The sequence below is a fragment of the Bifidobacterium sp. LH_230 genome, from assembly GCF_056357555.1.
Genome location: NZ_JBKEWJ010000002.1, coordinates 34,131 through 58,985, shown reverse-complemented (window position 1 = coordinate 58,985; position 24,855 = coordinate 34,131). Strand labels below are relative to the sequence as shown.

At 64.2% G+C, this 24,855-nt stretch carries 22 protein-coding genes; 6 read left to right on the top strand and 16 right to left on the bottom strand.

Going from position 1 to position 24,855, the window contains the following annotated elements; all coding sequences use genetic code 11:
- Positions 1-75 precede the first annotated feature (75 nt).
- Positions 76-357: an HU family DNA-binding protein gene (locus AC1A0G_RS01325; protein ID WP_094730650.1), complete on the top strand. Its 282-nt coding sequence runs from the start codon at positions 76-78 to the stop codon at positions 355-357.
- 128 nt (positions 358-485) lie between these two features.
- Here AC1A0G_RS01325 and pafA read toward each other — a convergent pair whose 3' ends face one another.
- From pafA to dop, 4 genes are all read right to left on the bottom strand, one after another.
- The gene (gene pafA, locus AC1A0G_RS01320; RefSeq protein ID WP_476526919.1) at positions 486-1,946 is read right to left on the bottom strand and encodes a Pup--protein ligase; all 1,461 of its coding nucleotides are present in this window, start codon (positions 1,944-1,946) and stop codon (positions 486-488) included.
- Positions 1,946-2,137 (bottom strand): ubiquitin-like protein Pup, encoded by a 192-nt coding sequence (locus AC1A0G_RS01315; protein WP_476526917.1) that lies wholly within the window; start codon positions 2,135-2,137, stop codon positions 1,946-1,948. The genes pafA and AC1A0G_RS01315 overlap by 1 nt, the downstream gene beginning before the upstream one ends.
- A gap of 95 nt (positions 2,138-2,232) precedes the next feature.
- Positions 2,233-3,060 (bottom strand): inositol monophosphatase family protein, encoded by an 828-nt coding sequence (locus AC1A0G_RS01310; protein ID WP_476526916.1) that lies wholly within the window; start codon positions 3,058-3,060, stop codon positions 2,233-2,235.
- A 126-nt stretch (positions 3,061-3,186) separates the two neighbouring features.
- Positions 3,187-4,827, bottom strand: coding sequence for a depupylase/deamidase Dop (dop, locus tag AC1A0G_RS01305; RefSeq protein WP_476526914.1), 1,641 nt, complete (start codon positions 4,825-4,827; stop codon positions 3,187-3,189).
- A gap of 286 nt (positions 4,828-5,113) precedes the next feature.
- Here dop and AC1A0G_RS01300 point away from each other — a divergent pair, with 286 nt between their 5' ends.
- Positions 5,114-6,061 carry an ROK family glucokinase gene (locus AC1A0G_RS01300; protein WP_476526912.1) on the top strand — a complete coding sequence of 316 codons (948 nt, stop codon included), beginning with the start codon at positions 5,114-5,116 and terminating at the stop codon, positions 6,059-6,061.
- Positions 6,062-6,286: 225 nt separating this feature from the next.
- Positions 6,287-6,826, top strand: coding sequence for an arsenate reductase/protein-tyrosine-phosphatase family protein (locus AC1A0G_RS01295; RefSeq protein WP_476526910.1), 540 nt, complete (start codon positions 6,287-6,289; stop codon positions 6,824-6,826).
- 86 nt (positions 6,827-6,912) lie between these two features.
- Here the strand turns inward: AC1A0G_RS01295 and AC1A0G_RS01290 are convergent, their stop codons facing one another.
- A complete protein-coding gene (locus tag AC1A0G_RS01290; RefSeq protein WP_476526908.1) occupies positions 6,913-8,415 on the bottom strand; it encodes a tyrosine-protein kinase domain-containing protein in 1,503 nt (500 codons plus the stop codon).
- Between the two features lie 183 nt (positions 8,416-8,598).
- Here AC1A0G_RS01290 and AC1A0G_RS01285 point away from each other — a divergent pair, with 183 nt between their 5' ends.
- The 3 genes from AC1A0G_RS01285 (at position 8,599) to AC1A0G_RS01275 (ending at position 11,713) form a co-directional block, all read left to right on the top strand.
- Positions 8,599-9,999, top strand: coding sequence for a hypothetical protein (locus tag AC1A0G_RS01285; RefSeq protein ID WP_476526907.1), 1,401 nt, complete (start codon positions 8,599-8,601; stop codon positions 9,997-9,999).
- Between the two features lie 150 nt (positions 10,000-10,149).
- Positions 10,150-10,584, top strand: coding sequence for a hypothetical protein (locus AC1A0G_RS01280; RefSeq protein ID WP_476526905.1), 435 nt, complete (start codon positions 10,150-10,152; stop codon positions 10,582-10,584).
- 226 nt (positions 10,585-10,810) lie between these two features.
- Positions 10,811-11,713: an acyl-CoA thioesterase gene (locus AC1A0G_RS01275; RefSeq protein ID WP_476526903.1), complete on the top strand. Its 903-nt coding sequence runs from the start codon at positions 10,811-10,813 to the stop codon at positions 11,711-11,713.
- 3 nt (positions 11,714-11,716) lie between these two features.
- On the opposite strand, the gene AC1A0G_RS01270 is transcribed toward AC1A0G_RS01275, so the two are convergent.
- The 11 genes from AC1A0G_RS01270 to AC1A0G_RS01220 all read right to left on the bottom strand — a co-directional run bounded on the left by AC1A0G_RS01270 (position 11,717) and on the right by AC1A0G_RS01220 (position 24,696).
- Positions 11,717-12,259, bottom strand: coding sequence for a DUF3180 domain-containing protein (locus tag AC1A0G_RS01270; RefSeq protein ID WP_476526901.1), 543 nt, complete (start codon positions 12,257-12,259; stop codon positions 11,717-11,719).
- On the bottom strand, positions 12,256-13,812 hold the full coding sequence (gene folK / locus AC1A0G_RS01265; protein WP_476526900.1) for a 2-amino-4-hydroxy-6-hydroxymethyldihydropteridine diphosphokinase: 1,557 nt from the start codon (positions 13,810-13,812) through the stop codon (positions 12,256-12,258). The genes AC1A0G_RS01270 and folK overlap by 4 nt, the downstream gene beginning before the upstream one ends.
- 23 nt (positions 13,813-13,835) lie before the next feature.
- Complete coding sequence (gene folP, locus AC1A0G_RS01260) at positions 13,836-14,720, bottom strand: dihydropteroate synthase (protein WP_476526898.1); 885 nt, start codon at positions 14,718-14,720, stop codon at positions 13,836-13,838.
- Between the two features lie 27 nt (positions 14,721-14,747).
- Positions 14,748-15,314 (bottom strand): GTP cyclohydrolase I FolE, encoded by a 567-nt coding sequence (folE, locus tag AC1A0G_RS01255; RefSeq protein ID WP_476526896.1) that lies wholly within the window; start codon positions 15,312-15,314, stop codon positions 14,748-14,750.
- A 74-nt stretch (positions 15,315-15,388) separates the two neighbouring features.
- A complete protein-coding gene (gene ftsH / locus AC1A0G_RS01250) occupies positions 15,389-17,467 on the bottom strand; it encodes an ATP-dependent zinc metalloprotease FtsH (RefSeq protein ID WP_476526894.1) in 2,079 nt (692 codons plus the stop codon).
- Positions 17,464-18,027, bottom strand: a complete 564-nt coding sequence (gene hpt, locus AC1A0G_RS01245) for a hypoxanthine phosphoribosyltransferase (RefSeq protein WP_476526892.1) — start codon at positions 18,025-18,027, stop codon at positions 17,464-17,466. Before hpt ends, ftsH begins: the two co-directional genes overlap by 4 nt.
- Entirely contained in the window at positions 18,002-19,231 is a 1,230-nt protein-coding gene (gene tilS, locus AC1A0G_RS01240; RefSeq protein ID WP_476526891.1) for a tRNA lysidine(34) synthetase TilS, read from the bottom strand. Before tilS ends, hpt begins: the two co-directional genes overlap by 26 nt.
- Before the next feature lie 68 nt (positions 19,232-19,299).
- The gene (locus AC1A0G_RS01235; RefSeq protein ID WP_476527120.1) at positions 19,300-20,751 is read right to left on the bottom strand and encodes a D-alanyl-D-alanine carboxypeptidase/D-alanyl-D-alanine-endopeptidase; all 1,452 of its coding nucleotides are present in this window, start codon (positions 20,749-20,751) and stop codon (positions 19,300-19,302) included.
- A gap of 66 nt (positions 20,752-20,817) precedes the next feature.
- Positions 20,818-22,488 carry an ABC transporter permease gene (locus AC1A0G_RS01230; RefSeq protein ID WP_476526889.1) on the bottom strand — a complete coding sequence of 557 codons (1,671 nt, stop codon included), beginning with the start codon at positions 22,486-22,488 and terminating at the stop codon, positions 20,818-20,820.
- Positions 22,485-23,531 (bottom strand): ABC transporter ATP-binding protein, encoded by a 1,047-nt coding sequence (locus AC1A0G_RS01225; RefSeq protein ID WP_476526887.1) that lies wholly within the window; start codon positions 23,529-23,531, stop codon positions 22,485-22,487. Before AC1A0G_RS01225 ends, AC1A0G_RS01230 begins: the two co-directional genes overlap by 4 nt.
- Before the next feature lie 241 nt (positions 23,532-23,772).
- Positions 23,773-24,696, bottom strand: coding sequence for a glycosyltransferase family 2 protein (locus tag AC1A0G_RS01220; protein WP_476526885.1), 924 nt, complete (start codon positions 24,694-24,696; stop codon positions 23,773-23,775).
- Between the last annotated feature and the right edge of the window lie 159 nt (positions 24,697-24,855).

Below are 24,855 nucleotides of genomic sequence, written 5' to 3'. Positions count from 1 at the left end.
TGCGCTATTATTCAGTATGAACGTGTGAATGGTTCGACCTAGGAGGACCATTCCCTGACTCAAGAAGGATGCTTTATGGCATACAACAAGTCTGATCTCGTCTCGAAGATCGCCCAGAAGTCCAACCTGACCAAGGCCCAGGCCGAGGCGGCTGTCAACGCTTTCCAGGACGTGTTCGTCGAGGCCATGCAGTCCGGCGAAGGCCTGAAGCTGACCGGTCTGTTCTCCGCTGAGCGCGTCAAGCGTGCCGCCCGTACCGGTCGCAACCCGCGTACCGGCGAGACCATCGAGATCCCGGCCACCTACGGCGTGCGCATCTCCGCTGGCTCCCTGCTGAAGAAGGCCGTCACCGAGTGAATCACCGAGTAAGCGGTTCCGCTCGGTAGTCTCGGCAACGACTGACGAGAAAGCCCCGACCATAGACGGTCGGGGCTTATTCATATCCCGTATTTATATCCGCAGCGCGTTCGACCGGCGTTCCACGGCTACAGCGCGCGCATCAGTTGTTCGTATTCCGCGGTCGGCTCTCCCGCGAACGGGTCCAGCATCACGACTTCGCGATGTTCGGAGCCGGTCAGCGTCACTCTCGTCCAATCGCAGGAGAACTGCGCACCGGACGCCAACGCTGCGGCGACGAACCGTCCGCGCAGCGCGGCCCTCGTATCGGCCGGAGGATCGGTCAGCGCCTGCCGCGCATCCCGATCATCCACCAGTCGCATCATCGCGCCCCGCCGCAGCAGAGAGTCATACAGCGTTCCATTGACGATGTCATGGTAATCCATGTCAAGCTGTTCGAGCTTCGATTGCGCAACCTTGCCGGCATGCCGGGCCTGCAGAGCGTCGAACAGGCGCAGTTTCGCCGCCCAGTCGATGCGGTCGGCCAGATCGGCGCTGCGGGCGGACTCCAGGACAGACAGCACGTGCCGCCATTCGCTGAGAATACGGTCCGCCGTATCATGCGGCAACGCCGCGTTCATCGCGTCGGCATGGTCGCGCATGAACCGTTCGACGATCCGCAGATAGCCACGCTGGATGTCCAACGCGCCCACGTCGCGGCCGTCGGCCAATCGCAGCCGCGCCGTGCGGCAGGTCAGGTCACGACTGACCGCACGATTCGCAGCCCCGGCATCGGCCAGCGCGAACGATGCGAAACCACTGTCCTGTCCCCGACGAGCCGCCTCCTCGATCACGCACAGCACCAGATGAGTCACGGCGAGCTTCATCCACGTCGCCCACTGCGAACGGTTCGAATCCCCGATGATCACATGCAGACGGCGGAACTCCTCCGGATCGGCGTGCGGCTCGTCACGCGTGTTGACCATCGGACGCGACCGCGTGGTGGCCGAAGATACCGCCTCGTCCAGATAATCCGCCCGCTGCGTGATCTCGAATCCCTCGTCGGTGACACGGCCGGCACCCGTGTACAGCTGCCGGGTGATGAGAAACGGCAACAGCTCATGTTCGACCTGTTCAAGCGAGACGAACCGGCGAACCAGATAGTTCTCATGGCATCCGAACGAATGACCGGCCGAATCGGCGTTGTTCTTGAACACATGCACGCGCAGGCGCTCGCCGTATCCGCCGTCACGCAGCCGCTGCTGGGCCTGTGCCGCGAGCCGGCGCATCACCAGTTCGCCAGCCAAGTCCTGAGCGAGCGCATCCTTGGGGTCCCGGGCTTCGGCGGTCGCGTATTCGGGGTGCGATCCGACGTCGAGATAGAGGCGCGAGCCATTGGTCAGATACGTGTTCGTGGAGCGCGACCGCGAGACGATCGGCTGAAACATCATCATCGCGACCTGACCGGCGTCGACCGGCCGGCTCGCGCCGGTCACCGATACACCGTATTCGGTCTCCACGCCGAATATTCGGGCGAATCCTTCGAACTGCGGGGACAGCGGCACCGTCGCGCCCGGCCCGCTGTTGCCGCTGTCGCGCAGCTGCGGCATCACTCGCCGCCTTTTTGCACGAAGCTGTTCACATACTCCTCGGCATTGGTCTCCAGCACGGATTCGATGTCGTCAAGCACCGAATCCAGCACATCGCCGGCCTCCTGCGCCTTGGCGGCTTCCACACGCGTGGTTTCCTCGCGCTGTTCGGCGGCCTGCTCGGCCTTGCCCTGCACGAATTCCTGAGGCATAGCTCCCTCCATCCCTACATAACAGACATGCTCCCCTTGGGAAGGACCCGAGGGGAGCAATCGTTGGCGATCACGATACGATCATAACCGTTTCGTCACTGCAGGTACGGCCGCAGCTCATCGATGATCAGGCCGTTCGACGCGACGATGTCGTTGCCGCGGCGCCAATGCACCTGGCCGCCCTTCCACGTGCGCAGCTTGGCCTGTGCCTCCCAGCACACGACCGCGCCGGCGGACACGGCGGGCACGTCCCACTTGTGCAGGTGTGGCTCGAAATACGCGTCGTAGGTGCCGTCCGCGACCTTGCACAGGTCGAGCGAGGCCGGGCCGATGCGTTTGATGTCGGCCGGCTGACCGGCGATCGCGCTCACCACGTCAAGCGCGCGCTTCGATTCGGACGGAACATACGACATGCCGTAGCTGACCACCGATCCTTCCAGATGCGCGGTGGTGGACGGCATGATCTTCTCGCGTTTCTCGCCGACCGCGGTTTTGCGGATGCGGATGGCGCCCTGGCCGCGCGCGGCCAGATAGGTCAGGCCAAGGCCGGGCGCGTGCACGACGCCGAGGATCGGCTGGGCGGACAGCTCCTCGTTGAACTCGAACAGCGAGATCGTGATGGCCCATTCGGGCATGTTGCGCGTGTAGTTGATGATGCCGTCGATGTTGCCCACGCACCAGTAGCGCTCCCCCGGATGACATTCGGCGGGACGGTCCTGCCACAGCCCGTTGAAGTTCTCCACGTACGAGATGCGGTTGGTGATGAACCGCACGAGACGGTCGTCGACATCCAGCGTCGACGGCTTGTCTTCGGCCAGATGCAGCCCTTTGAGATCACGCGGGTTCATCTGGTCGCCCAGCGCATGCCGTCCCGCGTCCTGCGCGATGCGCGCCACCTCCAGAGCAAGTTCTCTCAGTTCCATGTGTCTCCTCGTTTGCCGCCGGCTACCGGCGTTACGTGTATATGTTCGATGGTCATGGTGCCAAGAGCCCGGCGTGCCGTCTTCCTCTGTGCCCTTGTGCGAAATGTACAGTTACCATGTTCGATTTTATCTGGAAGTGGTGATGATTGCAGAGAGCCTCGACAGCGTTTCCGCCGCGCTCGAACATTCGTCCACAATCCGTTCACACGTTGTTCGATCGAACCGGTGCGGGTCGGACATGTCCAGCGTGAACAGATCGGATTGGCGGATCTGCGGACGGCTGGCGTTGCCGTACCAGTCGACGTCGTCCACCGCGTCGGGATGCGCGCGCACCGTCAGATGCGACCAGGATGCGGCGACGACCTGCTCGGGATACCGATTGACGATTTCGGCACGCAGCCAGGCGCGGGTGTCTTCGGGCGCCTGTTCGGCCGCCGCGGCGACCTGCGTATCCGTATTGACCCGTTCGGTATGCGAGCGCAGCTTGGCGAACACCGAACGCGCCGGATCGAGCGCGGCCCAGCTCAGATCAACGGCCTTGAGCTTCGGGTCGTGCCAGCTGCCGGAGCTTTTGCGCCGCAGTTTCTCGAGCAGCTGCCATTTGAACAGCCATTCGATGCGGCTCGCCTCCGCGCTCAGCGTCAGTCGATGGTCGTCGTCGGCGTGCCGGATCGCGCCGGTGTCGGCGAGCGCCTGCCCCCACATCGCCATGATCGAGCGCGTCGGCTTGTCGGGCCAGACCGGCTCGCCGCTGGTGTCGGTGCCGTATACCATTGCAGCCACCGCGTAGACGGCGGCACGCAATGCGACCTGTATCTGCCACGCGGTCATCGCGCCGCCGTGTTCCATCGGCAACGGTTCGGCGAGCGTCAGGTCGTGCGAGACGGCGTGCATGGCGGCGACCGGGTCCGCAAGTTCGATCTGTTCGAACAGATCGTCCATGTCAAGCCCGGCTTCGTCGGCATGCTCGGCCAGCCACAGCAGCATCGAGGTCGTGCCGAGCTTGAGCGTCTGCGGCACGTCCATGCGGTTCGCGTCGCCGACGATCACGTGCAGGCGACGGTATTGGTCGGTGCTGTGCGATTCGTCGCGCGTGTTGATGATCGGCCGGTCGAAGGTGGTCTGCAAGCCGACCTTCATGTGGAAGTAGTCAGCGCGCTGGCTCAGCTGGTAGCCGTCCGTTTCGCTGTGTTCGCCGATGCCGACGCGGCCGGAGCCGGTGTAGATCTGCCGGGTGACGAAGTGCGCGGTCATGAGTCGCGCGACCGTGTCGAACGGCACCGAACGCAGCATCATGTAGTTTTCGTGCGTGCCCCAGCTGGCTCCTTTGCCGTCGACGTTGTTGCGGTGCAACACGATCGGACGACCGGTGACGTCGGCGGCCTTGCGCGCGGCGGCCAGCATGATGATGTCGCCGGCGTGGTCGTAGCGCACCGCCTCGAACGGATCGGTGGTTTCGGGCGCGGAGTATTCGGGATGCGCGTGATCGACGTAGACGCGGCCGCCGTTGGCGGCGATCACGTTGACGATGTTGAGCTGCGGCGCGTCGGTGAGCATGTCGGGACGAGCCGCGGCACGCTCGAGTCTGGTACCGCGCGCGTCGTTGACCGGGTCCTCCTGCCGGTAGTCCCAGCGGATATGCGCGTTGCGTTCGGTCGCTGCCGCGCCGACCACGTCGAAAGACAGCTGCACGGGATTGGCGTGCTGCCCGTCGGCGCGCGACACGGCGTATTCGGTTTCGGTGCCCATCACTCGTCTGACGCTCATCGGTTCCTCCCCGGACGACTCAATCGGTTCTGGTACGAATAGTATTCGTCGCGCGTAACGATCGCCACTTCTGCCGTGGAGCCCCGGCACCGTATCCGGAACCGCGCGCCATCCCGGTGACATCGTTTGCTTGACGACCGGTAATTAGGACACGCCGACTGTGAGCGCTCCCAACATACGAATCACGACGTTTTGTCGACGATCCGCGCGCGACATCTCCGTATCGTCTGCTCTCGCCGTTATGATTCCAGTGTCTACAGGCATTCGGAACTATCAAAGGAGAGCCATGTCCACCCTTGCCGTCGATATCGGAGGAACCAAGATCGCCGCCGCCGTGTGCGATGAAAACGATGCCATTGTGCAGCGTTGGCGCGTGCCCACCCCGATGGATGCCGATGCGATCAACCAGAACATCGCCAGCGTCTACCGCGAGGCCATCGCCGCCGGCCATGACATTCAGGCGATCGGCGTCTCCGCCGCCGGCAACGTCGGCGCGGACCGCAAGACCATGACCTTCGCCGCGAACATCCCGGCCTGGATCAACTATGACCTGTCCGAGCACATCGGCGAGCTCATCGACCATGCGGTGCCGGTCATCATCGAGAACGACGCGAACTGCGCCGGCTGGGGCGAATACGTGCACGGCGCCGGCCAGGGCAGTCGCAACATGGTGGCGCTGACCGTGGGCACCGGCCTCGGCGGCGCGATCGTCATCAACGGCGAGCTGTACCGCGGCTCCTTCGGCATGGCCGCCGAGATCGGCCACCTGCCGATGGTCCCGGACGGCGACCACTGCGGCTGCGGTCTGCGCGGCTGCGCCGAACGCTACACCTCGGGCACCTCGCTCGAGAACTTCGCCAAGTCGGCCGTCCGCCGTCGCCCGCAGGACGCCAAGCGCCTGCTGGAGCTGTGCGGCGGCGACATCACCAAGCTGGAGGGCCCGATGGTCTCGCAGGCCGCCCAGGAGGGCGATGTGCTCGGCCTGTACGCCTTCAACAAGATCGGCGAGTGGCTGGGCCGCACGATGGCCGCGACCGCCGCGGTCCTCGATCCGGACATCTTCGTGATCGGCGGCGGCGTGGTGGCCGTCGGCGACATCCTGCTCGAGCCGGCACGCTACAACTACGCGCGTTTCCTTGAGGGCAGCGCCTACCGCGGCCACGCGAAGATCGTCGCCGCCACGGCCGGCCAGGACGCCGGTCTGATCGGCGCGGCGAACCTCGCCCTGCGCTAAGCGGAGCCTCACGGCAGCTCATGGCTGGTTCCCGGGATTGCGCACGAACGATCCCGGGAACCAGCCATGTTCGTTTTGTCGCACAGAACGGCCATGTTCCAAGGCACATCGATGTGCGAATGTTCATGTATGTCATTATTCCGGTTCCCGGGATTTCCCGGACCGATCCCGGGAACCAACACGCGCTGACAGCGCAACCCCCTTTCTCGAACTATGGTGGTAGGTATGAAGATTCTTTTCGTCTGCACCGGTAACATCTGCCGCTCCCCTATGGGCGAGCTGATGCTGTCGCATTATCTCAATGATCCCGATATCGAAGTGGACAGCGCCGGCACGCGCGGCCTCGACCAGCATGCCATCGACCCGTCCAGCGCCAAGCTCATGGAGCAGGCCGGCATCGACCCGAGCGCGTTCCGTTCCAAGCGAATCACCCCGCAGCTGGCCGATTCGGCCGATCTGATCCTGTGCTTCGAGCCGCACCAGCGTCAGGACATCGCCACGATCGCACCGCGCGCCAGCCGTCGCACGTTCCTGCTGCCCGATTTCGCGAACATGTGCGCCTACTGCGCCCAGCAGGGCTTCATCACCGGGGCGACCCGCAAGGAGCGCATCGAATCGGTCATCGACAACGCGTCGATGATCCGCCCGATGCTGCCCGCCCCGATGTCCATCGAGGACCCGCACCGCAAGGATTTCCCGGTGTTCCAGAAGGCCTACGACCAGATCAGCCAGGCCCTGACCATAATCGCCAAGGCCACCGCCTGACAACGCCTCATATCCCCCGCAAACGCAGAAGGCCGTGGCACCCATCAACAATCATGGGTGCCGCGGCCTTCCTATATCAGCTCAGGTCACTTCGCGCGGCGAGCGCCGGACTTCTTGCGGCTCTTGCCCTTCTTACGGTTCGACTCCTCGTCGTCATCGTAGTAGTAGTTGCCGTAGCTGCTCGTCTTCTTGCTTTCCTTGGCGAAGTTGAAGACGAAACCGGTCACCGACACGTCGAGGTTGTCAAGCTGGGCGGCGATGTCGCGCAGCTCGCGCTTATCGGTCACGTCGCGGCCGGAGACCAGCACGATGCCGTTGCCCATCGCGCCGAAGATGGCGGCGTCGTTGGCCACGATCATCGGCGAGGTGTCGACGAGCACATAGTCGTACTGCGTGAGCGCCTGCTTGATCAGCTCCTTCATCGTCAGCGAGTTGAGCAGCGCGGACGCGTTCGGCGGCTTCGGGCCGGCGGGCATGATGTGCAGGTTCGGCTTCCAGTAGCGCTGCACGACGTCCTTGACGGCGGCCTGGCCGGACAGCACGTGGGCCAGGCCGGCGTTGCCTTCAAGGGAGAGCTTGTCGGCCACGGACGGGTGACGCAGATCGGCGTCGATGAGCAGCACGCTCGCGCCGTTTTCGGCCAGGGTCGCCGCGATGTTGCACGACGTGGTCGTCTTGCCTTCGTTCGGGCTGACGGACGAGATCACAACCAGACGGGACTTGGTGCCTTCGACCGGCTGCGTGAACGACAGGTTGGTGCGGATACGGCGGTATTCCTCGGCGATCGAGCTGCTCGGCGCGGAGATGATGACCGGCACGGACCCCTTGAGGTTCTCATCGTCCGGAATACGGCCCATGATCGGCGCGTCGATGATCTCCTGCAGATCGTGCGCCTCCTGGATGCGCGTCGACAGCAGGTCCTTGATCAGCGCCACGAACACGCCGAGGATGGCGCCGACGACGATGCCGATCGCCATGTTGAGCGCCACCTTCGGCGAGCTCGGCGAAGTCGGCTCATACGCCTGCTGCACGACCGACAGCTTGACCGGCGACTTCTGATCGGACGCATACAACGAGTTCTGCACCACGGAACTGAGCGACTTGGCCACGGCGTTCGCGATGGCCGCGGACTGCTGCGGGGAGGCGTCCTCGACCGTGATGTTGACGAACGCGGTCTGAGACGGGTTGGTCACGGTCAGCTGGGCGGCAAGCTGCTTGACCGTCACGGTCAGGCCCAGATCGTCGATGACCGGCTGCAGCACCGATTCGGTGGTGGCCAGCGTCGGGTACGACTTGATCTGGTTGGAAATGTAGGAGCTTGCGCTGTTGATGGTCGAGATGTCGCCGCTGTTCGGCGCCGAATCGCTGTACGTGGCGAACACCTGCGCCGTGGACGAGTACTTCGGCGGGGTCAGCAGCGTATAGGCGCAGACCGCGGCGAATACGACCACGAATGTGATGATCGCGGCGATGACATGCTTGCGGATGATCCGCAGCATATCCATCAGGGTGACGCCACCGTCACGGCCCTCGGCCGGCTCGGCCTGAAGCTGGCCGGTCTGAGGTTCGTTGTTCTCTGTGGAAACCACGAGATTCTCCCTTATCAATCAATGTGCACACAAAACACATCGATACTATCAATCACCCTGTACCCCCTTGTCGAATCGTCTCGTTTCCCTCACACATCGTTCATCCAGTACGCCGTCCGGCACAGATTCCACATATTCACTTGCTAAGGTACGAGACAGCATCAATGAGAGGAAATCATTCGCATGACCGCATCGTCCGCATCCGCATCCACGCAACCGCCCCGGCCGCTTGAGCCGCTGCACCGCGGCGACATGACCGAACGGGTCAGCCGCATCACCATCACGCCGTCCGACATGCTGCTGTTCGCCGCCGTCGCCATGCTGCCGTTCGATGGCACCAGGGTCGGCATCGCGCTGCCGTATTGGACGCCGATATCGCCGTGGCTGTTCGCCCTGTACGCGATCGTCAACTGGCGATATCTGCGCGACACCGCGCGCCGCTTCCTGCCGTTCTTCCTGTTCCCCGTGTTGTTGGCGGCGATGTCGGTGTACGGCTGGCAGACGATCGGCATGCAGCCCGCGGCGATCGCCAAGTCGCTGCTGTCGGTGCTGCTCGGCCTGTCAGGCCTTGCCTCGCTGGATATCGGCATACGGCTCAAGCAGGTGCCGGTACGGCCGCTCGTCACCACATTGTTCGCGGCGTATATCGTCGCGTTCGCCACCGGTGTGCTGCAATACGTCGCCTTGGTCAAGCATTGGGACTGGCAGCCGGTCAGGGTCTATTTCTGGCAGCTGATCTACCGGTATTACGCCAGTACGAGGCCGCAGTTCATGTTCGCCGAGCCGAGCTATATCGGCATGCATCTGTTCGGCGTGCTGCTGCCCGTCTATTGGCTGACACGTGACCGTCGCATCGGCGTGCTGGTGCCGGCGTTCGCGATCGGCGCGATCGCGATGGGATCGGGCACGCGCATCGTGCTGGATTCTATCGTGGCCGCGTTCCTGTGGCTGGTGTCGGCCGTGAATTTCCGTTCGCGCCGAGTGACCGTGGGATTCGTGGGCGCGATGAGCCTGATGGCGGGCGGCGGCATCAGCGCGGTGATGTTCAATCCGCGTCTCAATTCGCTGGCCACGAACGGCATGCTGGCGGGAGACGGTTCGATGAGCGCGAGGATCTTCCATATGCTCGCGCCGATGTGGGCGTGGAAGCATGATCTCATGCATCTGCTGTTCGGCTGGGGTTCGGGCAACATCTACGCGGCCGTCCGTACCGGATATGCGGGGGCGAGACGCTGGTACGACGCGCACGGCGGCATGAAGAACGCCGAGATCGACGGATTGGCGAAGGCTCCGGTCAATACGTTCACGATGAGCGCGTATGCGAGTTTCATTACGGAATTCGGTCTGCTGTGCTTTGCGCTGCTGGTGGTGATGATGCTCGTGCATGTCAGCGTGCACCATTCGTGGAGCAGACAGACCGTATGCTGGATCATTCTGGTGGCGTATCTGTATATTCAATTCGAGGCATACGCGTTTTATGCGTTGCCATTGTTCATCTGGATTACGGGGACGAATAACGCCGACAATAACCCTGATGTTTCGGTACCACATCATAAGCGTATATCGATTAGAACCGTACGGTAATTGTTATGAATATCGCGATAGATATATCGGATATATCGTTGATATTTTTTACTGATTTTGAATGAATTGGATGCAAATTGACGGTACAATTATAGCTTGAATGGAGTATCGATTATTCGATAAAATTATCACGACAATAAGGAGCGCATTATGGCGTCTGCATTGCAGGGATTTGAGGAAGTGCGTCTGGTCAAGCCGGCCGGCAAAACCGTGATGACGGTCACCTCGGGCGCGGTGAAGTTCAACAAGGCCACCGCCATCGAACTGGGCTATCCGGCGTACGTGAAGGTGCTCATCAACGAGAAGACCCGTCAGATCGCCGTCACCCCGACCACTGCCAAGGCCGAGAACTCGGTGAAGTTCAGCAAGCCGGAAGGCAAGCAGACCGCGTCGATCAGCGTGAAGGACGCCACGCTCGTCGCCGCCATCGGCCAGTACTTCGAGCTGGCTGACGCGCCGGAGGGCGAGATCGCGTTCCAGTCGGTCAACGGCACCGTCTATCCGAACGACAAGGCCGTGATCTTCGACGCCGCCAACGCGACAGCCGGCACGATGAAGCGCCGCGGCCGCAAGAAGGCCGAATGATCCGCTGACCGAGCAACGCATGCCGTCGCATGTCGCCCCGCACAGCGCACGCATCGCAATGGCACAGATACGACGAACGGCCGGTGGCTCTCCCGTCACCGGCCGTTCACGTTTGCATTACATGATCCTTACGCTTGTTACAAAACGCCCTGCCGTTTTTTACGTGAGGCCGATAGACTGCTGGCATTGCATGAACCGCTAGCCAAGAGATCGGAAGTTGAACGTCATGACACATGCTGAAGCGCTTACGCCATTGGAGCATCTGGTGAAGGTCCTGCGGCTTGGGGAGCCGTCGGAATACCGCGGGCATATGTACATCAACGGCGAAAGCCTGTACTTCCCGACTGGTCGTGTCTACGGCGGCCAGGTGATCGCGCAGTCGATCATCGCGGCGTCGCGCACCGTCGATCCGGATCGTCTGCCGCATTCGATCCACGGCTATTTCATTTCGGCCGGAGACATCCGGCAGGATCTGCTGTTCGACGTCGAGAAGCTGCGCGACGGACGGTCGTTCTCGGCCCGGCGCATCAACGTGACGCAGTCGGAGGGGCCGATCCTGACGGCGATCGCCAGCTTCCAGCAGACCGGACAGTCGGGTGTCGAGTTTTCCGATCCGATGCCGGACGTGCCCGATCCGGAGTCGCTGACAAGCGCGAAGGAACTGATGACCCCGTATGCGGAGCATTCCCCGTTCGCCAAGTTCTATGCGGAGAAGTCGCCGTTCGACATCCGTCACGTGACGCGCACGATCATGCTGGGACCGGACAAGGAAAGCGCGAAACAGGATTCCGGTTCGCAGATGGTGTGGATGAAGGCTGACGGCACGGTCGAGGTGCCGCAGGTGATGCATCGCGCGATGCTGGCCCTCGGCTGCGACCAGCTCATGATGGAACCGGTGCTGCGTCGCGCAGGGCTCAGCATTTCGACGCCGGGTATCTCGTACGCGTCGATCGACCATTCGATGTGGTGGTATCGCGACGTGGACATCAACCAGTGGCATCTGTACGTGCAGGACACGCCGACCGCCGCCCACGGGCGCGGACTCGGCTCCGCGAAGGTGTATTCGCGTGACGGCGAACTGGTCGCCGTGATCGCGCAGGAGGCCATGATCCGCGTCCCGCAGGCGTAACGGCTACGGCCTCGACTTGACGGCCGCCGGCGCAATGCCGCGCTGGCGGCGCGCAGCCTCCTTCATCTTGGCGCTTTCCGGGCCGTCCATCGGCGGCAGCTGGCACAGCCACTCCCCGACGATGCCGATCACCATATCGGCCACGCACACCGCGCACGCGATCGCACATTCGAGGATCGCCTGCGCGTAATACTGCGCTTCGGCATGGTCGATGATCATGAGGATCTGCCCGCCGTACCATCCGGCGAGAGCGGCCCCGACCAGACCGAGCGACTTGGCCAGCACCAGCGTGGACACGGCTTTCTGCGGGTCGAGCGGCTTCAGCGCGGCGCGTTTGCACGGGTCGGTCGTCGCGTATTTGTGTACCTGCAATGCCATGACCAGCACGCTCACGCCGAGCAGCAACAGCAGCGCGGAGATGAACCACGGCACGCCGATCAGCGCGAATCCGGTCGCCTCATCGTATTTGGCGAGCAGCGCACCGCCGATCAAACCGCATACGATGGCGATGAGGTAGTACCACCACGGTGTCCGGTGTGCCTTCATAGCGTTCCTCCGATGATCCAATGATCCGTGAGCAGTCCGACGCGATCGGCGTCCGGAGCCGTCGCGAGCAGGAAGGAGACGGGGTCGCCGCCGAGGCGCGCATCCGGGTCCATGTCGAGCCACGGGGCGAGCACCGCCGCATGCCGGCTCGCGCTCGGCCACGGCACTCGGCAGTCCGGTTCGTCCGAGGTCACGCCGGCCATATCGATCAGGTCGAGGTCGAGCAGACGATGATACCGCGGATCGTGAGGCGAAAGATCATTGTCCGCGACGGCGGCCACGACGGACTGTTCGATGCCGCCGAGCACGCCGATCAGTTCGCGCGCGCCAAGGTTCGTGGTCAGCTGCACGACGGCCGCCATCGCGTCCGGTCCTTCGAAGTTGCTCACATGGTAGAGCGGCGAGATGCCGTCGATCTGCGTGCCCGGCACGCCGTCGATCGCGACGATCGCGGAGCGGAACAGATGCTCGGCGTCATGCGACGTGCTGTCCATCGACACGACCGCGGTGCGGAACACCGGATCTTGCGAGGTCGCGTCGGCGCTGCGTCCGGCGATCCCGTCGTCGTGCCGTCCGGACACGCAGGCCGGCGCGGCGACGTCCAGTGAATCCGCCTCATCGTCCCGTTCGTTGCCGCCGGTCATCCAGCCGGCATCGCCACGCTGCACGTCGTCCCGGTCGGGAGCCGCGGCGAGCAGGTCCGCGACCGCTCCCCCGTGAGGCCCCGCGAGCTCGGCTCCGGGGTCGAGCGCATGCCACGGCGCGAGCACGAACGCCCGCTGCCATGCGCGCGGATGCGGCAGGGTGAGATTCGGGTCGTCGCTGACGACGTGGTCGTAGTCGATGATGTCGAGGTCGAGCGTGCGCGACGACCAGTGCGACTCGCGCGTGCGCCCGTGTGCAGCTTCGATCGACTGCAGTCCGGCGAGCAGGTCGGCCGCCGACAGCGTGGTCGTGATTTCCGCCACGGCGTTGAGAAAGTCCGGTGTGCCGTCGGCCATGCCCCATGCGGCGGTGCGGTACAGCGGGGAGACGCCGGTGACCTGCGTGCCGTCGAGACCGTCGATGCCGGCGACGGCCGCGCGCAGGGTCGCCGCCACGTCGCCGATGTTGCCGCCGAGCGCGATGACCGCATGGTGGACATCGGACGATGACGACGACTGTGCGGCCGGACGTCGAGTCGTGTCCGCGTCGTCGCGGCTGCGGCTGATGGAGACGGCCACGTCGGCGAACGGCACGGTGATCGGCGCATTCGGCTTATGCACGGTGATATCGACGGACCGTACGAGTTCGTGCTCGGTGAGGATCGCGTCGGCGATGCGGGCGGCAAGCCGTTCGATCAGATCGACGTGCTCGCCTTGGATGATGTCGACGATCCGTTCGGCGACCAGTCCGTAGTTGACGGTGTCGTCAAGGTCGTCGCTGTGGCCGGCGCGGGCCAAGTCGACGTGCAGTACGGCGTCCACGACGAACGGCTGGGGCTGCTCGTGTTCGAAGTCGAGCACGCCGTGCGTGCCGTCCGCCCGCACGCCGGTCAGACGAATCGTGTCCATCATCATTCTCCTTGCGATAGGCTTCAGTGCTGCGCGGAACGCCACTGCTGTCCGACGGCCACGGCGGCGCGGCTGCGGCGCACGTCGTGCACGCGCACGGCCCACGCGCCGTGTTCGGCGCTCAGGGCCGAGATCGCGGCGGTCGCGTTGTCGCGGTCGTCCATGTCAGGTTCGCTGAATCCGGCTTCTGCCAGCACGGCCGAGACGAACCGCTTGCGCGACGCACCGATGAGCACCGGATAGCCGGTGTCCTCGAACGCTTGCAGGCCGGCGAGCAGTGGCAGGTTGTGCTCGATGCCGGGCTTGGAGAAGCCCAGACCCGGGTCGATGACGATACGTTCGGGTTTGACGCCGGCCTCGAGCACCGCGTCGACCTGACGCATGAGCTCGTCCTTGACATCCCTGAGCACGCCGTGCTCGTAGTGCGAAGTGTCGGCGTCGGGCGTCGCGCCCTTCGCGCCGGCGAGCCAGCCGCGCCAATGCTGCACGATGTACAGGCAGTCGTGGTCGGCGACGACGTGCGGCAGTTCCTTGTCGAGTGTGCCGCCGGAGACGTCGTTGATGATCTGCGCGCCGTCCTCGAGCGCGGCCGCGGCAACAAGCGCGCGGGTCGTGTCGATCGACAGGATCGCATCGTGATGGCCGAGTTCACCGCCGAGCAGCGCCTTGACCGCGCCGGTGACGCGAGCGAGCTCGTCGGCTTCGGACACGCGCTTGGCGCCGGGTCGCGTGGATTCCGCGCCGATGTCGATGATGTCGGCGCCGTCGTCCAGCATCGCGAGGCCGTGCTCGCGCGCCTTGGCCGGGTCGAGCCACAAACCGCCGTCCGAGAACGAGTCCTCGGTGATGTTGAGCACGCCCATCACGAGCGTGCGGTCGGTGTCATGCAAGCCTTGCAGATCAGTCATGTCGTATCCCCTTCCAAACGATTTACATCAGTGCTGCGCCATGATCAGGCTCATGGCCTCGGCGCGAGTGGCGGGATTGCGCATCACGCCGCGCACGGCCGAGGTGACGGTGCGCGAGGCGGGCTTGTTCACGCCGCGCATCGCCATGCACATGTGCTCGCATTCGGTCACGACGATCACGCCCTTGGCGTTCGCGTATTCCATCAGCGCGTCGGCCACCTGCTGGGTGATGCGTTCCTGCACCTGCGGGCGGCGCGCGTACAGTTCCACGAGGCGCGCCAGTTTGCTCAGCCCCACGACCTGTCCGTTGGACGGAATGTATCCCACATGCGCCACGCCGTGGAACGGCAGCAGGTGATGCTCGCACACCGAGAACAGTTCGATGTCGCGCACGAGCACCATCTCGTCGGTTTCGACCGGGAACCGCTTGGCCAGCACCTCCTGCGGGCCCTTGTCGAGTCCCGCGAAGATCTCGCGTCCCGCGCGCGCGATGCGGTCCGGGGTCTCCAGCAGCCCCTCGCGGTCCGGGTCCTCACCGATCGATTTCAGGAACAGGCGCACCGCCTGCTTCACGCCTTCCTCGTCATATGCCATACGTCTTCTCCTCACATACAAGTTGCGGCGTGCCGTCGATGCAGCACGCCGCAACTTCAATCATTCATACCGTCTCACTCGCCGGGCTTCATGCCGACCGAACGCTTGAGCGACTCGGGGATCTCCACCGGCGGCAGGTCCGAATCCGGCCGGCGGTCGTTCGACAGCCACACCGGGCGCTCCGGAGCCTTGCGGATCTTCGAGAAGATCTCGGCCAGCTCCTTCTCGTTCAACGTCTCCTTGACGAGCAGCTGACGCACGAGTTCGTCGAGCACGTCGCGGTTCTCGTTGATGATCGTCCACGCCTCGTTGTGCGCGGTTTCGACCAGCTGGAGCACCTCCTCGTCGATGATCTCGGCGGTCTGATCGGAGTACTTGTGCGGGGCGAGCGCGTCGTAGTCGGCGCCGTTGGTGTCCTCGGTACCCCACTTGATCGCGCCGAGCTTCTTCGAGAAGCCGTATTCGAGCACCATCGTGCGGGCGATGGCCGTGGCCTTTTCGATGTCGTTGGACGCGCCGGTGGTCGGATCGTGGAACACGATCTCCTCCGCGGTGCGGCCGCCCATCGCGTACGCCATCTGGTCGAGCAGCTGGTTGCGGGTCTGCGAGTAGCGGTCGGAGGTCGGCATGACGGCCGTGTAGCCGAGCGCGCGGCCTCGCGGCAGGATCGTGACCTTGGTGACCGGGTCGGTGTTGTGCAGCGCGGCGGCGACGAGCGCGTGGCCACCCTCGTGGTAGGCGGTGTTGCGCAGTTCGTCGAGCGCCATGCCCTTGGACTTGCGCTTCGGACCGGCCTGCACGCGGTCGATGGCCTCGTCGATCGCACGGTTGTCGATCAGCTGGGCGCCGGCGCGGGCGCACAGCAGCGCGGCCTCGTTGAGCACGTTGGCGAGGTCCGCGCCGGTGAAGCCCGGCGTGCGCACGGCGACCATGTGCAGGTCGACGTCCGGCACGAACGGCTTGCCCTTGGCGTGCACCTTGAGGATCTGCTCGCGGCCTTCGAGGTCCGGTGCCTCGACGGCGACCTGCCGGTCGAAACGGCCCGGGCGCAGCAGCGCGGGGTCGAGCACGTCGGGACGGTTGGTCGCAGCGATGATGATGAGGTTGGTGTCGTTGTCGAAGCCGTCCATCTCGACGAGCAGCTGGTTGAGCGTCTGCTCGCGCTCATCGTGGCCGCCGGACATGCCGGAGCCGCGCTTGCGGCCGACGGCGTCGATCTCGTCGATGAAGATGATGGCAGGCGCGTTCTTCTTCGCCTCGTCGAACAGGTCACGCACGCGGGACGCGCCGAGGCCGACGAACATCTCCACGAAGTCGGAGCCGGCCATCGAGTAGAACGGCACGCCCGCCTCGCCGGCGATGGCGCGCGCGAGCAGCGTCTTACCGGTGCCCGGAGGGCCGTACAGCAGCACGCCGCGCGGGATGCGCGCGCCGAGCGCCTTGTACTTGGACGGGTCCTTGAGGAAGTCCTTGATCTCCTCGACCTCCTGCACAGCCGCATCCTCGCCGGCCACGTCGGCGAACTTGGTGGTCGGGGTCTGGCCGTCGAGCAGCTTGCCGTTGTTCTTCTTGCCGCCCATGCCGAGCATGCCGCCGGCGCCGCCCATGTTACGCATGAGCAGCCACCACAGCGCCACGAGCAGCACGATCGGCAGCAGCATGTTGAGCAGGTAGCTCAGGATGCCGCTCTGCTGCATGCTCGTGGTCCAGCCCTTCGACGGATTGGCCTTGTTGATGAGCTGCACGACCTGGGCGCTTTGCGCGTACGCATAGTAGAACTGGACGTTCTTGCCGTAGTTGCGCGTCTTTCCGGTCTCGGAGTCCTTCTTGACGAAGTCGTTGTTCAGCTCGAGCTTGATCTGCTGCGTGTTGTCGACGATCTCGGCGTACTTGATCTCGCCGGACTGCAGCAGCGAGATGCCGTCCTTCGTATCGATGGTCTGCGAGCCGGTGCCCGCGAAGATCTGGAACGAGACGACCGCGAGCACGACGAGCAGCACGCCCCACAGCCACGGCGACTGCCAGAACGGCTTCTTGCCGTTGCCGCCGTTGGCATTGTTGCCGCCGTTATTGCCGTTGTTGCGGTTGAACGGGTTGCCGAACGGATTGTTGTTGGCCGGCCCCTGCTGCTGGGGACCCTGGGGATAGCTCATGCGTTCACTCCTTGGTACACTTCGGGCTTGAGCACCGCGATCGAGTCGAGATTGCGGTAACGCTCGTCATAGTCGAGGCCGAATCCGACGACGAATTCGTCGGGGATCTCGTAGCCGCGATATTTCACGTCGACGTCGACCTCGCGCCGTGCCGGCTTTTCCAGCAACGCGAAGATCTCGACGGAGGCCGCGCCGCGACGTTTGAGTTCGTCGACCAGCCATGCCAGCGTGCGCCCGGAGTCAATGATATCTTCGACGATCAGGATGTGCCGGCCGCGAACATCGGTGGACAGATCCTGCCGGATCGTCACGGTTCCGCTCGACTCGGTGCCCGATCCGTAGCTGGACAGGCTCATGAAGTCGAGTTGGACGGGGATGCGCAGCGCTTGCGAGAACGCGGCAAGCGTATTGACCGCGCCCTTGAGCACGGCGACGAGCAGCAGGTCCTTGCCGCGGTATTCCTCGCTTACGCGGGCCGCGATCTCGTTGATCTTGCTGTCGATCTGTTCTTTGCTGACCAGTTCGTGGTCAATATCATTCTGGACGTCGGCGATTCGCATGCGCACCATCTTGGCACACACGAATGACGTGTTTCTGACGGAAGGCTGAGTATCCTCTGGGAAGATTCACAGCCGACTGGCCATGCCAGTCGCCGATGAGACGGTCGATGGATTCGATCTGCACGGCCGTGGCGGCGATGTTCGCCGCGGACAGCGCATGCGCGATGACACGCAGACGGATGGCGGGATGTTCGGATTGCAGCGTCTTGACAGACAATCGCACGGCATCATCCGGTCCGGAGTCGAGCATGGCCCGGGCCGCCGTCCGGTCTGCCTGCATGTCGAGGTAGTCCTTGTCGCGGCGCATGAGACGGGCACCGTCCGCAAGATGCGTGACGATGTCCGAACCGGAAAACTCCTCCAGAAACGGCATCAGCCCGTGGCGAATCCGCGATCGCAACGGAAGATCATGCCATTCTCGGCCCCCTCGGCCGAGGGGGCTGTCGAACGCAGTGAGACTGGGGGAGCGTACACCCCTCGCGCCTTGGATACAACCGGTGTTCTCTCCCCCAGTCAGCCTATGGCTGACAGCCCCCTCATCAGAGGGGGCCGAGAGTACGGCATCCCCGTTGGTCGGATCGTCCCACCATTCCAGCCCAAGATCTTCACATACCCCCGTCGTATCCTCACGGGTCATGCACAGCAGAGGCCGGACAAACACCACATCCTCACGAACGAACCGTTCCGGCATGCCGGCGAGCGCGTCCACGCCCCCGGAGCGCAGCAATCCGATGAGTACCGTCTCAGCCTGGTCGTTCTTGGTGTGCGCGAGCAACACCGCCACCGCGCCGGTGTCGCGGACCGTCTCGCAGATCGCCGCATACCGGGCGTCCCGCGCCGCGGCCTCCGCTCCCCTACCGTCCGCACGTACCTGCACTCGGCGCACGATCACCGGGGCGAGTCCCAACCCCCGGCACCGGTCGGCGGCGGCTTGGGCGACCTCGTCCGAACCGTCCTGCATATCGTGGTCGACGATCACCGCGCCGCAGCGCACGCCCAGACTCGCGCATACCGTGCCGGCCAAGGCCGCCAGCGCCATCGAATCACGGCCACCGGAGCATGCGACCAGCACGAGCGGCGCGTCCGAGTCCGTCTCATGTTCGCCGTGCCGGGCGAACCTCTCGGCCTGCCGGTCGATGCCGATCCCGTGCAGCGCCGCGCGCACCGCGCCGATGCCGGCTTTCAATCGTTTCGTATATACCATGATCTCGCCTTTGCTCTCGGTCGCCCGTCACGCATGGCAGCCAACCGTGTCGCCTCGTCCATGAGCCGCTAGAGTCTCGCCAGCCCGTCCACGAACACGTCGATCGCCGCCTTCGCCGCGGACCAGTCGTCCGACTTGTTGACGATCACCGAGAACGCGAGCGTGCCGCCGCCGATGCGCGACACATTGCCGGTCATCGACGTGACCTCGTCGAGGCTGCCGGTCTTGACGCGCAGCAGACCGAGCGTGTCGTCGCTGACCGCGCGGCCAGCGGCCGTGCCGACGAGGCCCGGAATCGACAATCCTTCGGCCGCCGCGGCCGCACCGCCGACCGTCAGGTTGTGCGCCTGCACCGCAACGAGTGTCGTCACGCTCACCTTCGATCCCGGCGACAGTCCGGAACAGTCGGCCATCGTCAGGCCCGTCGTGTCGACGCCAAGCGTAGTCAGCGCGTTCCGCACGGCCGTGGTCGCGCCTTGCGGAGTGTTGTCCTTCCCCGCGGCGAGCGCGGTGAGCCGGCCGAATTCCTCGGCGAGCGTGTTGTCGGAGTGTCGCAGCGCGAATGCGAGGATTTCGGCGAGCGTGGCCGATTCGACGGACGCGATCGGCGTCAGGCCGTCGGTTGCACTCGCCCGTTCCGTGGTGGCCACGTCGATAGCCTCATTGGAGACGGTGATGCCTTGTTCGGCGAGTCTCGCGGCGAACACCTGCGCCGCATCCGAAGCCGTGGTCTGGCTCAATTCCGGGTATGCGCTGAAAATGTCGGGATTGGCGGGCGCGTCGCCGTCCCATTGCCGTCCGCCGTCGATGGCGAGGGAACTGACACCCGTGTAGTACAGGTTGCCGGGGTTGTTCTCGGCGATGTCGGACGGGTACCGATCGGCGCCGAAGAGGGAGTCGTCGACCATCAGCGTCACCGAGCCGACGCCTTGCCGGCGCAGCGCCTTCGCCGCGCGTTCGGCGAGCGTGCCGAGTCCGGCCCGGCCGTTGACGTGATCGGGGTCGCTGCTCTCGGCGGACAGCAGCATGTCGCCGTTGCCGCGCAGGATCAACGTGCCGTTGCCGTCGGAGGCATCGATGTCGGTCAGATAGACGTCGGTGGAGAGCGTCGATCCCATGTCGAGCGTGTTCGATGCGGCGAGGGCGGTGAGCGTTTTCATGGTGGATGCCGGTTCGCGTGGCGTGTCGGCGTCGTGTTGGGCGACGATCGTGCCATCCGCGGCGGCGATCGCGACCGAATAGTGGTCGCCGACGCCTTTGGTCCTACCGAACGTGTCGATAAGCCGCTTCGCGGCATCGGCGTCGATGGCGGCCGACGAATCCGCAGTGCCGGCGATCGTGCCGGTGTTGCGCGAGGCCAGTGCGGTCGGAATCGTCCTGCGTTCGACCGGCTGCAAGGTCAGCGGTCCGGCGATCAGATCGGTGACGTCGGCGATCACGTACGCGCAACATAGTGCGACGACGATCAGCGATGTGACGGTCACGCGAAGGATACGCCGTCGGCGGATCCTCACGATCATGCGCGACCATTGCCGTTCACTGATGGTCGTTGCGGTTGCGACCGACACGTCACTCTCCTTGCCGATTTACTTCTGCAATGATGCGAACGAGTCGAGCGTATGCACGACCGACAACATCCGCGCGTCCAACAGCTTACCGCCGAGCCACGAACCGAGCGCGAGCGCACCTGCGCCGTTGAGCAGCGCGATCGGGATGAGTAGCCAGTAGATCGTGCCGAACGAGGTCGGGAAGACCGCGATCATGATAATCGCGGCGATGCCGGTCGGCAGCATGGCGAGGAAACTGCCGATCAGATACGCGAACGGGAAGAATCCCTGCGCGACCATGCGGCCCTGCGGCGAGGAGAACGGCTTGTCCATCGAGGCGACCGGATACATGAGCACGCACGACGTGATCTCGGCCAGTCCGAGTCCGCTGAACGCGACGCCGAGTCCGGCGGCGGCGAACGTCAGTCCGGTCACGAGGCCGCCCGGCCGCGCCCAGTCGCCGGTGATGACCGCGACCGCGACGAACAGTATGACCATATAGACGACGATGATGGACGCGTAGACGCGCACGCGGCCGATGCGGTCGGTGAACCCGGGCACGCCGGCGATCACCTGCATGGTGAAACCACGGCCGTCGTAGGCCAAACCGTTGCTTTCGACAATCGCCATGCCCCAGCCGGACCAGATGAGCACCTGCCAGACGATGCCGCTGATGCCGTGCGCCTGCAGCGAGAAGATGACGAGGAAGAACACGGGCATGACAAACATCATGGCCTGCCGCGGGTCGCGTCTGAGATAGGTCAGCAGTCGGGCGGACACCGCGCCGGACGGCGAGTCGGGCATCCAGCCGAACGCGCCGATGCCCTTCGTTTTCACGGCCTTGTCCCCTGCGCCCACGGTGAGTCGTTCACGGCGAAGACACCACGTGCACACCATGAAACACAGTATCCAGGCAATCGCAAGGATCGCGATACGTGCGAGCGACGCCGGCCAGTCGCCGAGCATCGCGTCGTACGGCAGCTGGAACGGCGCGCCGAACGGCGTCCACGCGACGAGGGACGCGACCATCGCGGCGCCGTCGAGGCTGAACCCGTCCGCCGCGCCGGAATTGAACACGATGCTCGGAATCTGCATGAGACTGACGAACAGCATGACAATGACGATATAGAACACGCCGGTGCCGCGTTTCGACATGACGAGCGTGGTCGACAGCGACAGCAGCATCTTCGACACGCTCATCATCGTGACGACAGCGATCGGCGCGGCGACGATCACGGCGATGACGGCGACGGGGCCGAACATGCGGAAGGCCAACGCCCACAATATGAGCGAGAGCAGCCCGGTGATCGCGGGAGTTCCGGTCAGACCGGCTAGGAACAGTCCGAACTGCAGTTCACGGTCCGGGATGCCGTAGAGCGCGAACTTGCGCGGGCTCATCGTGGAGCCTTCGCCGAGCAGCATGATCTGGAACAGGCCGACCGCGAGCGTGAGGAACGCGCCGGCCAGTACGGCGACCGAGTTGACAACGCCGGATGGGCCGAGGATGTTGACGGGCAGTGAGCCGGGGTCATCAGGTTGGAGGAACGGCGGCAGACCGCCGATGAACCATGCGGCGACGCCCACGGAGACGACCGTGCCGACCGCGATCACGAGCGCGATCGCATAGCCGACGGTCTGCCAGACCGACTTGCGCAGCGTGGCCCAGGTGAGTGCCCAGCGCATGCGCACGAGTGTCAACGCGGCGCTCATCGCGTCTCTCCCGTGCCATGGTGGATATCACCATTCAATTCGTCATTGTCATTTCGAGCGGAGCGTGGCGGAGTCGAGCAATCTTGCGCGCCCACGGCCTGATCGGATCTCTCCGCTTCGCTACGCTCCGGTTGAGATGACACAGCATTGACGCTCGACGGTGCCACCGTATTCGCGCCGCCGTCGAGCCAACTCAGGTGGGCGGCCTCGTGACGGCCGCCGACTAGTTGCAGGAACCGGTCCTCCAGATCCTCGCCGGCCGCGACCTCGTCCACGGTGCCGGCCGCGCACACCTGACCGTTGTTGATCACGGCCACATGCGTGCACATCCTCTCCACCAGCGCCATCACGTGCGAGGAGATGATGACCGTGCCGCCGGTACGCGCGTATTCGATGAGGATGTCCTTCAGGTTCGCGCTAGAGACCGGGTCGACCGATTCGAACGGCTCGTCGAGCACGAGGATGCGCGGGCTGTGGATCATCGCGGAGGCGAGGCAGATCTTCTTGGTCATGCCGGCCGAATAATCGGCGACCATCGTGTTCGCCGCGCCCGTCAGATCGAATGCGGCGAGCAGGTCGTTGGCGCGGCGCACCGATTCGGCGCGTCCCATGCCGCGCAGCATGCCCGAGTAGACGAGCAGCTGCATGCCGGTGAGACGGTCGAAGATCTGGTCGGGCTGCGGCATCACGCCGATCATGCGTTTGACCGTGTTCACATCGCGCCACACGTCGTGGCCGAGAATGAGCGCAAAGCCGGCGTCGGGCACAAGCAGACCGGTCACCATGTTGAGCGTGGTGGTCTTGCCCGCACCGTTCGGGCCGACCAGCCCGTAGAACGAGCCGACCGGGATGTCAAGCGACAGGCCGTTGACGGCGATCTTCTGATCGAATCGTTTGCACAGGCCGCGGATCGACATGGCCGCCGACGGATTCGGCGGCACCTGTTGCGGCGAATACGCATACGGCTGCGTCTGTTGCGGCATCGTCGTCATCGGTGGCCGCTGTGGAAAATCAACATTCCCCTGAGTGTTGTCTATGCTCATACATCCACTCTAGACCAGCGGACTTGGACACGCCGTCATCCTGTGGACGTATGCGCGCGAACAGGATAGACGGGAAACGGCATATCTTGCAGTTGTAGGGCCTCATGCCGGCGAAGCCCGCTTCCGCACTTCGCGAACGATGCCGGAATACCGCCATATTCCAAGCATCTCGCCTGACGTCGATTACGTCATATCCGGGTTCAGCCCGCAGGAAGGCCCTACAACTGCAAGATATGCCCGTTCACTCGTGCTTTTCGTCGTATTCCTCATCGGTGGGCGTCTCGTCGTACAGCTCGTGGCCCTGCTTTTCGGCGATCTTCATCTGCTCGTTGATCCACGCCGCCTCGGCCGGGTTGATGTCGGCGGTGTTGAGCACCTTCTGCCACACCGGATAGAACAGGTGCATCGCCGGGTACATGGCCGTGAACAGGATCTCCGGCTTGTGCTTGCGCCAATGCTGCGGGTGCGCGTCGAACGTGTTGCGGAAGCGACGCATGTAGTTGAGGAACGAACCGAACGACGTGTCCATGCGCCGCGCGCTCATGCCCGCGATCATGCGCGGCGAATACACGGTCTTCAGCCCCTTGCCGATCAGATGCAGCGACAGGTCGATGTCCTCGTGCATCACGTCCGACTTGTCGCGGCACACCTCGCCCGCGATCTGCCGCCATGCGCTCGCCCGCACGGCCATGTTCGAGCCGAACAGCAGCGGCTGGCCGCCGTCCGCACGGTAGATGCGCTTGCGGATCGAATTGTCGCCCTTCAAACCGAAATGCCGCGACGGCATGTCGTAGTACATCACCGGCCCGGTCGCACCCATCGCCTCCGGGTCCTCGGTGAAGATGCCCGAGACGACCTCCACCCAATCCGGCTTGATCATGCAGTCCGCGTCGAACCGCCCCAGCACGTCGCCCGTGGCCGCGTTCAGGCCGAAGTTGCGCGTCGGAATCAGCCCCTGCTCCTCGTTCTGATGCAGCAGCTTGACCGGCGCTTGGGGGTGTTCGGCGATGAACCGCTCCACAATCGCGCACGTGTCGTCGGTCGACCGGTTGTCGACGACGAGCACCTCATACGGCATCACCGTCTGCCGGATCGTGTTGAGCAGGCAGTCGGCGATGCGTTCGGATTCGTTCCACGCGGGAATGACGATCGAAACATTCAGCATATCTTCAGCATACAAACGCCGCGGGAACACCCGCATCATCCGTACGAACGAGATCGGCGACGAGCTCTTTCTCATTGTCATTTCGAGCGAGGCAACGCCGAGTCGAGAAATCTTACCGAGGCGCCAAACATCGGAAAAGATTTCTCCGCTCGCTGTCGC